Here is a 15,459-nt window from a genome sequence, read left to right on the forward strand (position 1 = left end):
TATTATTGACTTATAATTTCCGATTTTACTTATTTCACATGCTTATTATTAGTCACTAAAGTAAATTCAATGTGGTTTTAATTAAAATTCCAAAACGATAATGAGTTAAAATTAGGCTTGTATTTTACTTTGTGTTATTTGGCTTAAATAATTTTACTTATGTCATTTTTATGACGGGGTTCAGGAAAAGATTCGAAAGAGAAAGTGGAGAATAATAAGACAGGGGTATAAAGGAGAGTGTGACAAGGAAAATGTAATAAGATCTCTTTGGCAAGCTAACTTTTGAACGTTTAATCACAAGTGTAATTATACATCAATTCATATTTATTTATTATGAAAACAATTTCCATATAAAAATCTTACGGTAGTAAAAAAATCACAAGGATGAATATCGTAAAGAATAATATATAAAATAATAATGGGAATTAAATCAAATTAACAGAGGTTTTAGATATATTTGAATTAATTCAGCCAATGAATAGTATTCATTGGCTGAGAGGTTATTGCCTAATACTTAATTAATAAGATATTAAGCAACAATTGGCGCACGCCAGTCGTCAGCACCAGAAGTACCGGCAGTAGTGTGTTCCCATTCAATCTTACGATAAGAAAGAGAAACACGAACTAGCTGAGTGAACTCTGTTTTTGCTGGATCTTGGCAATGTGGCATTTTGCAATCGATATCAACGATAGTTGCATCTACCAGTTTAGTAGTAAAGAAGTGCTCTTGTTTGCCTTCGATAGAAGTACGGTACCACTTCAGTTCTACAGTAGTCAGCATTTCGCCAGAAGCCAGCGCATTATAAAGCAGAGGAACGGCTTTATTCAGAGCAACGGTAAAGCGGAATGGCTTGTGTGCACGCTGGCCAGAAGGCTGTCCAGACTGTGGATCAGTTGGAACAGTTACGATGTGGTCAAATTCTTGAACCAGCATTTCGTCTTCGTGACCTTGAACAAAGATATTACCTACTGATTCAGCAGTGAATGCACCAGCAGTAATATTGCCTTGAGTTTTACCATTGATGGAAATATAACATGGAGTTGGCATATGAATATCCTATAAAAGTTTACCAATATATGTGTAAGTGTTCATTCCTTGCGTGATAATTTCAATTGTTAATTAAAATGAAATTACCGCTTGCCAAACACTCGGGGCGAATAATAAAGCTGAAATTGTCTAATGCAAAGGCATTTGAAAAATGCAACACGAGCTATAATTCAATGGCAAATAAAAATTTTATAATTATTGCCGTTGTGAAATTTATGGCTGAGTGTTTATAAAAAAGAAGTTAATTTAACTGGCGATAAAATGGGTAATTATTTTTTAAAATTAATAAGTAATTGATATTTAGTCATTTTTTGTGTGTTTGTTTAAATGTGTATTATGATCATTTTAAAAGTGTTAAGTAGATCAAAAAATTGAAATAATTAATAATTTATTGATACATAATTAATCAAAATGAAATAAAAAATGACATTGACACCAATTATATAAATTGACTCGTTGTTTATGATTTATTCGCTTGAAGATAAAAAATATTCCTCTTTATACAATTGGCAGTTAATAGGTCTGCGTACTCTTATAGAGAGTAAAACCAAACATTTCTCTATTTTAAGATAAAAGATTGCTTATAGTGGCTTACGAGTTGATATAAATGAACTAAAAGCGTGAATAGAGGGTTTTATCAATTTGTGTTTAGGCTTTACATCAAAAAAATAAAGTGTCAAACTCGGAATTGACGATTCTCATATCGATGTTATTTCCGTACGTGGATTAGGATATATCTGATCATTTAACTATATATTGATATAAAAACCACTCGTATCTACAAATACGTTTGCTTTCTTTAGCCTATTTATTAGGGGAAGCTCCCGTATTTGTTATATGAGTAAACATTGGAATCATTCTCTCACCAATAATGGGTTGTTAGACAGTTCATGGTTGTATTAGCCAAAGGATTCAAATATGAGTAAGAATAGTCCAGGTAGCGTAGCTCCGAAAGAAAGAATTAATATTAAGTATGTTCCTAATACTGGTGACCAGACCGCAGAAGTAGAATTACCTCTGAATCTTCTGGTTGTTGGTGACTTGAAAGGGAAAAGTGAAGATACGCCAATTGAAGAACGGCAGACGGTTTCTATTAATAAGAACAATTTCAATGCCGTAATGAATGAAGCGAACATCAATCTTTCTTTTAACGTCCCTAATCGCCTTGATGAGAAAAGTGAAGAAGACCTGCCAGTTAATCTGGAAATAAAATCCCTGAATGATTTCTCACCTGACAATATTGCCAAGAAAGTTCCTGAATTAAACAAACTTCTTGAGCTTCGTGAAGCATTGGTTGCATTAAAAGGCCCACTGGGAAATATCCCGGCATTTCGTGCTCGCTTGCAGTCACTGTTGGATGATGAGTCCGTTCGTGAGCAACTTCTGAAAGAACTTGAAATCGTCAATAAAAAATAACTGGTTAAAGGAATCTTTAAATGGCTCAGCACGAAGAAAACAGCACAGCTATTGCTTCCGGCGCAACGACCTCCCTGCTTGACGAGATTATGTCCCAAGCAAGAATGACGCCGGAAAATGATGGCTACTACATTGCTAAACAAGGTGTGGCTGCGTTTATCGGCAGCATTCTGGATACTGGCTCCAATGAAGAACCTATCAACAAGCTGCTTGTTGATAGAATGATTGTTGAACTGGATAACAAGCTGAGTGAGCAGATGGATGAAATTCTGCACGCCAAGCAATTCCAGGAGCTGGAATCTTCCTGGCGTTCACTGAAAATTTTGGTGGATCGCACAGATTTCCGTGAAAACATCAAAATTAACATCATCCATGCGACTAAAGATGAGTTGTTGGAAGATTTTGAATTCTCACCTGAAATTATCCAATCTGGTTTCTACAAGCATGTTTACTCTACAGGTTATGGCCAGTTCGGTGGTGAACCTGTTGCAGCCGTTATTGGTAACTATGCGTTCGGCAATACTTCACCTGACATTAAACTGATGCAGTATGTCAGTGCGGTAGGTGCAATGGCTCACGCGCCATTCCTGTCTTCTGTTTCACCTGAATTCTTCGGTGTTAACAGATTTACAGAACTGCCAGCCATCAAGGATCTGAAGTCGGTCTTCGAAGGCCCTTCACACACTAAATGGCGTGCACTGCGTGAGTCTGAAGATTCTCGCTACCTGGGTCTGACCGCACCACGTTTCTTGCTGCGCCTGCCTTATTCCAACGTTGAAAACCCAATCAAAAACTTCAACTACCAAGAAAACGTCAGCCGTGACCATGAGCATTTCTTGTGGGGCAACACTGCGTACTTGCTGGCAAGTTGCCTGACAGACAGTTTCGCGAAATATCGCTGGTGCCCGAACATCATCGGCCCACAAAGCGGTGGTGCAGTCAGCGATCTGCCTGTTCACCTGTATGAAGCAATGGGCCAGGTTCAGGCGAAAATCCCAACTGAGGTTCTGATCACCGATCGTCGTGAGTTTGAACTGGCAGAAGAAGGCTTTATCACCCTGACCATGCGCAAGGGTAGCGATAACGCAGCATTCTTCTCTGCAAACTCTGTTCAGAAGCCAAAAGTTTTCCCAAATACCCGCGAAGGGAAACTGGCGGAAACCAACTACAAATTGGGTACGCAGCTTCCGTACATGTTCATCATCAACCGTCTGGCTCACTACATCAAAGTATTGCAGCGTGAACAAATCGGTTCCTGGAAAGAGCGTCAGGATCTGGAGCGTGAACTGAACATGTGGCTGAAACAGTACATTGCTGATCAGGAAAACCCACCAACTGACGTTCGTAGCCGTCGTCCTCTGCGCGCCGCTGAAATCAAGGTGCTGGATGTTGAAGGCGATCCAGGCTGGTATCAGGTTGCGATGCAAGTTCGCCCTCACTTCAAGTACATGGGTGCAAGCTTCGAACTGTCTCTGGTTGGACGTTTGGATAAGGAATAATCATGGCTGCGCTGTACAGTTGGAACAGAGGCAGCTCTGCCAGTCTGTTTGAGCGCATTCAAGGGAAGGGCTCCGGCTCTTCCCGTCAGTCAAGGATGCGTGCACTGCTTGACTCTATCAAGAAGCATTTGAATGAAGTTTTGAACACTCGTCCCGGTGCCTGCCAAAGTGCCGTTGAGTTGGGAGTCATTGATCTCAATGACGCGACTGCGACATCGGTAGATTTTAAACAAAGTATCGAATGGGCGATTGAAGAGTGCATCAGAAATTATGAGCCCAGAATATCAGCGGTTTCTGTCAGTGCCATTCATGATGATTCAGATCCGTTGCTGTTGAGCTTTCATATCAGCGCTGAAATCTCTCTGGATGATATCAACGATCTTGTGGAATTTAGCATCCAGCTGGATAACAACCGGCGCTATTGCCTGGAGCGAACTCAATAAATGTCATTTGAAAAATATTTCAGAGATGAGTTGAATTACCTGCGACAACTGGGGAAAGAAGCCGCAGTTGAGCGCCCTCATCTTGCTGCATTTTTATCAGAACAGGGTTCTGATCCTGATGTTGAGCGTTTGCTTGAAGGTTTTGCGTTTTTGACAGGCAACTTGCGGGCAAAAATTGATGATCAGTTCCCTGAACTGACTCACGGCTTGCTCAATATGCTCTGGCCAAACTATCTGCGCCCGACTCCCAGCATGACTATCATCGAATACACGCCTGATGAGAGCGTTGTGACGAAAGCGACACAAGTCAAGCGTGGCACACAGATTATGAGCCATGCGCTGTCAACTCAAGATGATATTTATTCGAACGAGAAATCGAGCGATAAAAAAGACGATCATGGCCGTTGCACTTTCACGCTTTGCCGTGATGTCTGGTTATTCCCGTTTTCCGTCCGTGACATTTCCGTCAATAACAGCAATGAAAATGGGATCATCGGCCTGGATTTTACGTCGAAAACTGAGCTGGATCTGCATGAGCTGGAGTTGAACAAGCTGCGTTTTTACCTGAGTGGCGATGATTATACGACGTCTCAGCTCTATTTCTGGATTTGCTATTACTTCAGAAAAGCAGAGTTGGTTGTGGGTGACAAGGTCATTCCCCTGCCAAACTTTGATTTTGTGCCGGTAGGATTTGAGCGGGAAGATGCGCTGCTTCCTTACCCGAAAAATGCCTATATGGGATACCGCATTTTGCAGGAATATTTCTGCTTTGCGGAAAGTTTTATGTTCTTTGACGTGAAGGGTTTCCCTGAGCTGCCTGAAGATCTCAAAACGAAAGATTTCAAACTGAATTTACACTTTTCTCAGGCACTGCCGCCGGAAGCCAAAATTCGCCATGATACTTTTCGCCTGCACTGTACACCGGCAATCAACCTGTTCCCAATGGACAGCGAAGCGATTGAACTCAATGGCAGCCAGACCGAGTATCCCCTGAAGGCCAGCTATAGCTTCCCGGATAATTACGATATTTTCTCTGTCGATGGCGTAGAAAGCTGGCTGACAGGTGAAAGTGGTGAACGCAGCCGCGCCCGCATTGGTGAACGCGTTTATACGCCGTTTGAAAGTTTCAATCACCAAATTGATACCGAAGACGAAAGCTCAATGCGTTATTACCGCCTTCGGGTGAAAGAATCCCCTTTCCGAAAAGGGCTGGAACACTTCATCTCATTCGTGCGGGGAGATGAATCAAACCTGCTCAGACTCAAGCTGAAAGAGAACGTCTCTATCAGATTGACCTGTACCAACCGCGAAATGCCTCTGGATTTGCGGGTTGGCGACATTAATTACCCCTCTATCGGCAGCCCGTCATTTGCGACATTCCGCAATATCACGCGACCGTCAGTTCCGCTCTATCCATTGCTGGATGGTGGCCTGCACTGGTCACTGCTGTCAAATATGTCGCTGAACTATATGTCACTGCTGGATAAGGATGCATTGAAGCAGGTACTGCGTACCTACGATTTCCCGAGTATTCACAATCGGCAATCCAAGCGCTCATCGCAGAAACGGCTTGATGCCATTGAAAAGATTGAAACAGAGCCGACAGATCGTCTGTTCCGCGGCCAGCCAGTGCGTGGGTTGCGTTCAACACTGTATATCCGGCAGCACGCCTTCAGTTCAGAAGGTGAGCTTTATCTGTTCAGTACGATCTTGTCTCGGTTTTTCTCACTGTATGCCAGCGTCAATGCTTTTCATATGTTGAAGGTAATCAATTTAGATAATCAGGAATGTTATGAATGGCCGGTACAGATAGGTCAACACTCGTTGATGTAATCACTGAGCAAGATCCTGCCACACCGCTGGCATTGGATATCTCACAGTACAACTTCTACCAGCTGGTTGAGCTACTTAACCAGCTGGCGGTAGCGTGGGAAAAAACCGGGGAGACCGATCGTCCCGATCTGGAGTCTGTCCGTTTTCGATCCAGTGCCAGTCTGGCATTTCCGACTCGTGATGTCATCTCGCTCGCGCAGTCCAGGAAGGGGTACTTCGAACTGGAAGTGTCCTTTTTGGGATTGCACGGCAGCCAGTCTCCGATGCCAGGCTACTATCTGGATTCACTGGCATGGGAAGACGCTCAGGGAGAAAACCGCCTGACGGATTTTCTCAACCTTTTCAACCATCGCCTGATTACGCTCCTGCATCAGATCTGGCGGAAATACCGCTACTACATCTGCTTCAAGAAAGGTGGGGAAGATAACTTTTCCCAGCGCATGTTTTCTCTCGTCGGTTTGGGTAGTGAAGTCAACCGCCGGATGTTGAACATCAACCACAGCAAAATGCTGGCATACGCCGGATTGCTGGCAAGTCCCGGCCGCTCACCGGAAGTGATATGCAGCCTCGTTTCCCACTGTTTTGATTTGCAGGATGTCACGTTACATGGCTGGCAATTCAGAAAAGTCACAATCCCGCGAGATCAGCAAAACCGTCTGGGGGGAACGAATAAAGGACAGACAATCGGGGATACCGAGCTGTCCGTATTGGGCCAGAACTTCACCATCGGTTCATGGGTTGGGGATTATAGCGGCAAGTTCCTGCTAAGCATCAATAACTTAACCAGAGACAGATTCTTGTCATTCCTGCCAGATGGAAAGAATTACACCCCGTTGGTGATGTTCATTTCTTTCGTGATGCGCAGCCAGTTTGCTTGGGAATTGCGTCTTGGCCTGGCTGAAAATCAGGTAAGTGGCATGGTGCTGGGGGCGAAGCAGAACAACCATCTGGGGTGGACCAGTTTTCTCGGCGAACCGGAAAAGAAACCCTTTGTCACAATTTCAGTTATGGAATAACGACTATGGAAAAACATCAACCAATCCTTTCATTGCGGGTTATTAACAGCGAACAGCTGGAAAGCGGCAAAGCTGCCAGCTGCCTGTTCTCGACACAGGGAGGCACGGTCGGTAGCAGTGAAAGCCACCTTTGGTCTGTGCAGGATCAACAGGGCAATATCCACCCATCACAATTTGCCATCAAATGGCAGGATGGGGCTTTTTGTCTGCAAGTCTTGTCTGATCCAGTGAAGATCAACAACGCAGTATTAACCTCTCAGTCAAGCCTCATTCGCTTGCAGCAGGGGGATCAGATCAGCGTGGGTGATTTGTCCGTTAAGATCCACATCAGCTTTTCTGAATCAGATCGCGTCGATCCTTCAACGGTTTCGCCGGAATCACTGGTTTCCAGCTACAGCAACCCGCTGGATGCCATGCTGGAAGGCGCGCCGTTACAAAAATCTGCATTTGCCCATGATGAAAGCATTGCACCGACAGTCATGCACCGTTTCAGTGATGATCCACTCAAGGTGCTTGACAGCGAAAGTCTGACCACGCTGCAACCACAGGTTGAAGCAAATGATACTGAGCAACTCTTGCCAGCCGATCATTACCAGTCACCCCCATTTGCTAACCCTATTTCTGATAACAGAGGCAGTGTTATGGATCAGGAGTTCCTTGATTTACCGGATATCAATTCCGACCAGCGGTACGAAGATATGGATGTTGACCATGTTGCTATTACCCCTCTGATGCGCGGGCTGGATGTGCAATTGCCTTTGCATGACACCCAGCAGGCAAATGATTTCCTGCAAGAGATGGGCAAAACCATGAAATCCGCCATTGAAGGGCTATTGGCGCTCCAGCGTGAACAGCATGGATTGCGTGATAAACAGCTTCGTCCTATTGAAGATAACCCGCTGCGCCTGAACATGGATTATGACACCACCATGCAGGTGATGTTCTCCGATCAGAAAAGCCCGGTTCACCTGTCTGCCCCAGCGGCGGTATCGGAGAGCCTGCAAAACCTGCAATTGCATTACCAAGCCAACCGCACGGCGATTTCTGCTGCGCTGGACACCATGCTGGAAGCCTTTTCCCCAGAGCAATTGCTGCGCCGTTTCTCGCATTATCGCCGCAGCAATGAAGCCAAAAATAAAGATGCTTCCTGGGCATGGGAAATGTACACCAACTACTACCGTGAATTAGCTTCCAGCCGCCAACAAGGATTCGAAAAGCTATTCCGTGAGGTGTATGAGCAGGCTTATGACCGCGCATTGCGTCAGGGCTTAGAGGAATCCAACAATGATACTTTCCGCTAGTCACCGTGTGTGGGCTGTAGGGGTTTTATTGCTGTCCGCGATGTTGCTGAACGGTTGTAGCAGTGCATGGGATGCAACAAAGAAAGTAGGTCAGGTTATCTGGGATCCTTCCACGCCAGTCGGCAAACCGGATGAACAGCCTTCAGTTGCCAGCATTACATTGCTGGCAGAACCCGACATCAACCCTAATGAAAGTGGTGAAGCGGCCCCTGTTGAAATGAATCTGGTTTATCTCAGCGAAGATTCACGTTTTCTGGCAGCCGATTATGAGCAACTGGAAAGTGACAAGCTCGAAAAGGCGCTGGGGAAAAACTATATCGATCATCAGGATTACACCTTGCTGCCGGGGCAATACAAGCCCTTGGAAGCAATCATGTTGGAAAAGAAAAACCGTTACATCGGTGTCATCGTTCACTATGCAGATGCAAATCAATCTGAATGGAAAAAGATCATCCGAGTAAAAGACATCGGCCGCCGTTACCACATCTTGGTGCATGTCAGGAATAACGACGTCGAATTTAGAAAAGAGGAGGAGTAATCATGCCGGGTAAAAATCGGGTGATTTGGCACGAAGGATTATTCATCAAACCACAACATTTTCAGCAACAACAAAAGCACATTGATTATCTGGCGCACAGCCTTGTTTCCGTGTTGACGCCTTATGCGCACGGTTTCAGCTCCCTGAGCATCAATGATGATTTGCTCAAGCTGGGGCGTATCGGCATTACCGAAGCCAGCGGCATCATGCCGGATGGCACGGTATTTTCAGCGCCAAGTCAGGACTTGCTGCCAAAACCGCTGGATATCGAAAATCTCAATGATCTGAAAAGCAAAGACATTTATCTGGCATTGCCAATGTCCAGCGACACCATCCGGGAAATCGCTGACAGGGATGCAGAAACGCAAAGTGCAGTGCGTTATCGGGAATTGCCTACCGATGTCCGTGACTTGCATACCAAAGGCGGAGACTCTTTTGCTCTCAACCTTGCCCAGTTGACCCCTGTCCTGATGCAAGGTTCTGAGGACATGAGTGCATACACGGCGCTGCCTCTGTGTCGCATCAGAGAAAAGCAAAAAGATGGCACGATTGTTCTGGATAACGACTTTATCCCGACATGTTTGTCGATTTTCGTGGCAGATAAACTCAAGCGTTTCATGGTAGAAATTGATGGCTTGCTGACTGAACGCTCAAGAACTCTGGCGAAGCGCATTGGCTCACCGGGCCAGCAGGGTGTGGCGGATGTGGCGGAATTTATGATGCTGCAATTGCTGAACCGCGTTCAGCCTCTGTTCAACCACTACGCAAAACAGACCGTCCTGCATCCGTTGTATTTATATACCGAGTTGCTCCAGACCTGTGGTGAGCTGAGAACATTCACTGATGCAAGCCGCCTGCCGGGCAATATACTGGCGTATGATCACAATAACCTGACAGACACCTTTCAGGACGCGATGCACGCCATTCGTGATTCACTGAACGTTGTACTGACGCCACGTGCGACATCCATTGCACTGAAACAGAACGAAGGCGGCATCCGAGTGGCAACGCTCCACGACAACGATTTGCTGCGCAAGGCCGAATTTGTACTGGCAATCAGTGCCAGCACGCCGCAGGAACAGTTGCGTCGTCAGTTCGTCCAACAAACCAAAGTCACTTCAATGGAAAGAATCCGCGATCTGGTCAGCGTCCAGTTGCCGGGTGTGCCATTGATTGCACTGTCCGCGGCACCTCGCCAGCTGCCGTATCACTCTGGATACACCTACTTCCGTCTGGATCAGAAGAGCCCGGCATGGAAAGAGATCCAGCAAGGCAATTCCATCGCATTCCACGTATCGGGAGATTTCCCGGACTTAGATATGCAGCTCTGGGCTATCAGGAGCGGTAAGGAATAATTATGAGTGATATCAATGTTGACAGTCTGTCACTGGAAAAGCCTGAAACGCTGAAAGCGTTTCAGCGCCAATACCAGTTACCGTTACGTGGTGAAAGCCTTAACCCAATGATCGATGCCGCCACTCCTTTGCTGGGGATGGTCTTACGTTTGCAGGATATGCATGACCAGGCACTGCCGGACAAGCTTTACCAGCAGGTTGTCACTGATATCCGAGCTATTGAACAGTTCTTGCAAACCAAAGGTTATGAACCGGGCGCGATTGTTTCATTCCGCTACGTACTGTGCACCTTCATTGATGAAACTGCATTGGGGCACGGTTGGAACAGTCAAAATGGATGGTTGAAGCAATCACTGCTTGTGCACTTCCACAATGAAACGTGGGGAGGTGAAAAGGTTTTCGTATTGCTTGAACGCTTAATGGGAGAGGCACAGCGCTATCAGCACTTGCTGGAGTTCATTTACCTCTGCCTCTGTCTGGGATACCGCGGACGTTACAAAGTCAGCGCCCAAAAAAGCGATGACTTTGAGCGCCTGTTCCGTCGTCTGCAACAGCAGCTTCATTCATTGCGTGGCGAAACTCCGCCAACAACGCTGTATGTCAACATCAACGAGAGTGACGCGCGTTATCGCCTGAGCAGAAGATGGACTATCAAGCACCTGCTCTGCATCAGCGTAGGTTTATTGGTGGCAATTTACAGCTTTTATGCCATTCGCCTCGGTGATCAAAGCCAAGACATATTACAGCAGCTAAGTAAATTATTAAGATAGGAAGTCGCTATGATTCAGATTGATCTGCCTACCCTTGTAAATCGTTTAAACCCGATGACCCGCCATGCATTGGAAGCTGCTGCGGCATCCTGCGTCAGCCAGCAACAACCGGAAATTACGGTTGCACAGTTGCTGCTGCAAATGATCGACACTCCACTTAGCGATGTGCGATTGATTTTAAATAAAGTAGATATTGATAAAGATCTACTGAAAGAACAGCTCGATCAGGTGATGGTTCATCATCAATCGATTGTGCAATCTTACCCCAATTTCTCCCCAATGCTGGTGGAGTGGTTGCAGGATAGCTGGTTACTGGCGTCCACGGAGATGCAACACAGTGAACTGCGCAGTGGCGTACTGCTGATCGCATTGTTGTTCAGCCCGCTGCGCTATCTGGCACCACAAACAGCACGCCTGCTGGCTGGCATCAACCGCGAATTGCTGCGCCAGAACTTTGCAGAATGGACTAATGGCTCCGCCGAACAGCCTATCGATACCAGCGGCAAAGAGGGGCAGAGCGTACATCCGGCCAACAGCGACAGCCTGCTGGCGCGCTTCGCCCAAAACATGACTGAACAGGCTCGTCAGGGCAAGCTGGACCCGGTTTTATGCCGCGATAACGAAATCGATCTGATGATCGATATTCTTTGCCGTCGCCGCAAAAACAACCCCATCGTCGTCGGTGAGGCGGGTGTCGGTAAAAGTGCCCTGATTGAAGGCTTGGCGCTGCGCATCATCAATGATCGTGTGCCGGAAAAATTGCGTAACAGTGAACTGATGACGCTGGATTTGGGGGCATTGCAGGCGGGTGCGGCAGTAAAAGGTGAATTTGAAAAACGCTTCAAAGGCATCATGACTGAAATCAGCCAGTCACCAAAACCCATCATCTTGTTTATCGATGAAGCTCACACGCTGATCGGTGCTGGTAACCAAGCGGGCGGGCTGGACATCTCCAACCTGCTGAAACCTGCGCTGGCACGTGGCGAACTGAAAACCATCGCCGCAACGACCTGGAGTGAGTACAAAAAGTACTTCGAAAAAGACGCGGCACTGTCCCGTCGTTTCCAACTGGTCAAAGTTTCAGAGCCAACCGCAGACGAAGCGACCGTTATCATGCGCGGCCTGCGTGCCATTTATGAAAAAGCGCACGGCGTACTGATTGATGATGAAGCCCTGAAATCCTCTGCGGTATTGAGTGATCGTTATCTTTCTGGCCGCCAGTTGCCGGACAAAGCGATTGACGTACTGGATACCGCCTGTGCCCGTGTTGCCATTAACCTGACTTCACCGCCACGCCAAATCTCTTCGTTGACGACCGAACTGCACCAGATACAAATGGAAATCGAGGTGCTGGAGCGGGAACAACGCATGGGGCTGAATGACCATGCAGAACGATTGGAAGAGCTGAAAAATCAGCAGGCAGACGTTCAGGAAAAACTCCTTGAACTGGAAAAAAGCTGGCAGCAACAGCAGGAGTTGGTAACGCAAATTATCGAACTGCGCAGCCAGTTACTGGCTGAGGACAAGGCACCTGAAGAGGCGTCAGATGAATCTGTGGAGAACGCCGTTGAAACCATTGCGGAAGCGGCAGAGGAAGATTCAGCTGAACAGTCTCTTGATCATGCCATTGAGCAAGTGGCTGAAAACGCAGAAGAGCAGGATGTGGCAGAACAGGATAATGTCGCCATTAATGACGAACAGTCCCTGATCGAAAAACTGGCGGTTCTCAACGCACAACTGGAAGCACTACAGAAACAGCAAACGCTGGTTTCCCCGCATGTGGACAAAACCCAAATTGCGGCAGTCATTGCTGAGTGGACGGGCGTGCCATTGAACCGTTTGTCACAGAGCGAGCTGTCCATCGTCACCGAACTGCCTACCCATTTGGGACAAAGCATCAAAGGGCAGGACATTGCCATCCAGAACCTGCACAAACACTTGCTGACCGCCCGCGCAGACCTGCGCCGTCCGGGACGTCCCCTGGGGGCATTCTTGCTGGTGGGGCCAAGCGGTGTCGGTAAAACGGAAACCGTTCTGCAAATTGCAGAGCTGATGTTTGGTGGCCGCCAATATCTGACAACCATCAACATGTCCGAGTTTCAGGAGAAACATACCGTTTCCCGCCTGATTGGCTCACCTCCGGGCTATGTAGGTTATGGCGAAGGCGGTGTACTGACCGAAGCCATCCGTCAGAAACCTTATTCCGTCGTGCTGCTGGACGAAGTGGAAAAAGCACACCCTGACGTACTGAACCTGTTCTATCAGGCTTTCGACAAAGGGGAACTGGCTGACGGGGAAGGGCGCATCATCGACTGTAAAAACGTCGTGTTCTTCCTGACGTCCAATCTGGGCTATCAAACCATCGTGGATAACGCCGAGCAACCCAACCAGATCAACGACCTGCTCTATCCGGAATTGGCGGCATTCTTCAAGCCTGCACTGCTGGCCCGTATGGAAGTGATCCCTTATCTGCCGCTGGGCCATGAAACACTGAAAACGATTATTCAGGGCAAACTGGCTCGTCTGGATACTTTGCTGACCCAACGCTTCAATGCGGAAGTCACCATCAGCGATGAAGTATCGGAAGAGATCCTGCAACGTGCGACCCGTGCCGAAAACGGTGCCCGCATGCTGGAATCCATCATTGATGGAGCACTGTTGCCACCCGTTTCATTGCTGCTGTTGCAGAAAATGGCTGCGGGGACACCCATCAGTGCCATTCGCTTAACCGTAGAAGAACACGAGTTTAAGGCAGAGGTAGAGGAGGCGGAATAATGAAACAGAGGCTGAAAAGCGCGTTAGCGTTATTGGAAGATGACACTATAGAACAACTGGTTGACCATTTTTTGCAGGTCAGCCATAGCTCGCGTTTTGATGCCCTGTTGGTTTTCCTGCTTAACATCACTGAAAACAGGCTGGAATGCTATAACTTGCCGGAACCTCAGCAAGCCAATTCCCGCCGGCTGTACGTAGACATTGATGACGTCAACAACCCCTTGATACAGGTATTGCGCAAGGGAAGCCCGACCGTCTGGGATTCCCTTAATCACGGGGCGCGCATTGATGATGCCTATTTCCGTACATTTATTGCAGAACTGCCGCATAACTGTGGGTTATACGGCATACCCCTGTTTGACTGCAACGGACAGGCTTGCGGCGTAATCGCCATTTTTGCCGAAAATGTCGACCATTTCACCAACAATGAAAACATGTTCGGCATCTATTGCCATCTTATGCAGCATCGCCTGAAAAAATTGCAGGAACTCGAACAACTGCGCGGGCAGTTGCGCCAAATCCGTCAGGTATTTCAGGTTCAACGCCAGAAAGAAAAACAACTGGATGAACTGCTTGCCTCCCTGAGTGAATCAAAAAACCCAGCGGCGGCCAGCAGTATCTCCGTGGATTACAGTCATATCGATAATCTGCCAAAGGCCATAGAAGAATTTGAAAGCGCCGTGTTAGTCCAACGTCAGCGTCATTATGGCAATGACACCAAATTGATTGCACAAAGCTTGGGGATCTCCCAGCGGACGTTGGTTTACAAACTGGCTAAATACGGGTGTAGATTATGAATATTGTTTTAATTGTTAGTTCATTGCTCGCGTCATTGGCAGGGAACCCCAAGCTCGCAGAAGTCGTGGGGCCAAAGGATGCTGTTGCGGTAAAGGAAGAACAAAATTTAGTTGAACTGCAAAAATGCCGTTTTGAGCCATCTCCGCTTATTCGGCTGGCATGTTATGACAGCGCATTAAATAACCTCAAATTCAAGGAAGTAGAAGTTCCATTCGAGAACATGGGAGCTTCATGGCGCAAGGCGATGGAACAGGAAATGCAACGCGATGATTATTCCACCGGGTTCATTGTAACTCAGGGAAAAAATGGCGCAGCACCCGTTATCCTGACCACTCCGGCGATTGGGGTTCCTCCGCCCCGTCCCGTCTTAATGCTGAGTTGCATAGACCATATTACCCGCTTGCAAGTAGCACTGCCTCATGTTGTGAAATCGGGTGATGTCACGATAGAAACGGACAAAACCCAGTTTCGCACCGAATGGTTCGTGCGCGAAAACGGCTATTTATGGGAATCCAGCCGTGGGTTGCCGGGCATTGACGAAATCAAGCGCCTGATGAACAGCGAGCGCATGACCATTACGGGCAGTAATGGCAGCCGCGTAACCTTTAACATTTCTCAGTTGGAGCAGGCAGCGAAACCATTGCGTGCTGCTTGCCGTTGGTAATCG

The 15,459-nt window shown here is 47.1% G+C and carries 12 protein-coding genes and 2 pseudogenes; 13 read left to right on the forward strand and 1 reads right to left on the reverse strand.

All coding sequences use genetic code 11. The features are described from left to right. Positions 1-529: 529 nt before the first annotated feature. Complete coding sequence (locus FE392_RS02500) at positions 530-1,048, reverse strand: Hcp family type VI secretion system effector (protein ID WP_319928646.1); 519 nt, start codon at positions 1,046-1,048, stop codon at positions 530-532. Between the two features lie 918 nt (positions 1,049-1,966). On the opposite strand from FE392_RS02500, the gene tssB reads away from it, so the two are divergent. The 13 genes and pseudogenes from tssB (at position 1,967) to vasI (ending at position 15,456) form a co-directional block, all read left to right on the forward strand. Beyond that, entirely contained in the window at positions 1,967-2,464 is a 498-nt protein-coding gene (tssB, locus tag FE392_RS02505) for a type VI secretion system contractile sheath small subunit (RefSeq protein ID WP_319928647.1), read from the forward strand. A 20-nt stretch (positions 2,465-2,484) separates the two neighbouring features. Further along, positions 2,485-3,963, forward strand: coding sequence for a type VI secretion system contractile sheath large subunit (gene tssC / locus FE392_RS02510; protein ID WP_319928648.1), 1,479 nt, complete (start codon positions 2,485-2,487; stop codon positions 3,961-3,963). Positions 3,964-3,965: 2 nt separating this feature from the next. Beyond that, the gene (gene tssE, locus FE392_RS02515) at positions 3,966-4,406 is read left to right on the forward strand and encodes a type VI secretion system baseplate subunit TssE (RefSeq protein WP_319928649.1); all 441 of its coding nucleotides are present in this window, start codon (positions 3,966-3,968) and stop codon (positions 4,404-4,406) included. Continuing rightward, positions 4,407-6,239 carry a type VI secretion system baseplate subunit TssF gene (tssF, locus tag FE392_RS02520; RefSeq protein ID WP_319928650.1) on the forward strand — a complete coding sequence of 611 codons (1,833 nt, stop codon included), beginning with the start codon at positions 4,407-4,409 and terminating at the stop codon, positions 6,237-6,239. It abuts the gene before it with no gap. Continuing rightward, positions 6,203-7,255: a type VI secretion system baseplate subunit TssG gene (tssG, locus tag FE392_RS02525; RefSeq protein WP_319928651.1), complete on the forward strand. Its 1,053-nt coding sequence runs from the start codon at positions 6,203-6,205 to the stop codon at positions 7,253-7,255. Before tssF ends, tssG begins: the two co-directional genes overlap by 37 nt. Before the next feature lie 5 nt (positions 7,256-7,260). Beyond that, positions 7,261-8,556: a type VI secretion system-associated FHA domain protein TagH gene (gene tagH, locus FE392_RS02530; protein ID WP_319928652.1), complete on the forward strand. Its 1,296-nt coding sequence runs from the start codon at positions 7,261-7,263 to the stop codon at positions 8,554-8,556. Next, entirely contained in the window at positions 8,540-9,094 is a 555-nt protein-coding gene (tssJ, locus tag FE392_RS02535; RefSeq protein ID WP_319928653.1) for a type VI secretion system lipoprotein TssJ, read from the forward strand. Before tagH ends, tssJ begins: the two co-directional genes overlap by 17 nt. Positions 9,095-9,096: 2 nt before the next feature. Further along, positions 9,097-10,449, forward strand: coding sequence for a type VI secretion system baseplate subunit TssK (gene tssK, locus FE392_RS02540; protein ID WP_319928654.1), 1,353 nt, complete (start codon positions 9,097-9,099; stop codon positions 10,447-10,449). Positions 10,450-10,451: 2 nt separating this feature from the next. Beyond that, positions 10,452-11,219 carry a type IVB secretion system protein IcmH/DotU gene (gene icmH, locus FE392_RS02545; protein WP_319928655.1) on the forward strand — a complete coding sequence of 256 codons (768 nt, stop codon included), beginning with the start codon at positions 10,452-10,454 and terminating at the stop codon, positions 11,217-11,219. Positions 11,220-11,228: 9 nt separating this feature from the next. After that, positions 11,229-12,782: pseudogene (locus FE392_RS22100) on the forward strand (Clp protease N-terminal domain-containing protein); the annotation flags it as partial. A 168-nt stretch (positions 12,783-12,950) separates the two neighbouring features. After that, positions 12,951-13,994 (forward strand): annotated as a pseudogene (locus FE392_RS22105) (AAA family ATPase); the annotation flags it as partial. Further along, positions 13,994-14,791, forward strand: coding sequence for a helix-turn-helix domain-containing protein (locus tag FE392_RS02555; protein WP_319928657.1), 798 nt, complete (start codon positions 13,994-13,996; stop codon positions 14,789-14,791). The pseudogene FE392_RS22105 and the gene FE392_RS02555, both read left to right, overlap by 1 nt. Then, positions 14,788-15,456: a type VI secretion system-associated protein VasI gene (gene vasI / locus FE392_RS02560; protein WP_319928658.1), complete on the forward strand. Its 669-nt coding sequence runs from the start codon at positions 14,788-14,790 to the stop codon at positions 15,454-15,456. The genes FE392_RS02555 and vasI overlap by 4 nt, the downstream gene beginning before the upstream one ends. Positions 15,457-15,459 lie beyond the last annotated feature (3 nt).

Source organism: Xenorhabdus santafensis, assembly GCF_033949405.1.
GTDB classification, from domain to species: Bacteria; Pseudomonadota; Gammaproteobacteria; order Enterobacterales; family Enterobacteriaceae; genus Xenorhabdus; species Xenorhabdus santafensis.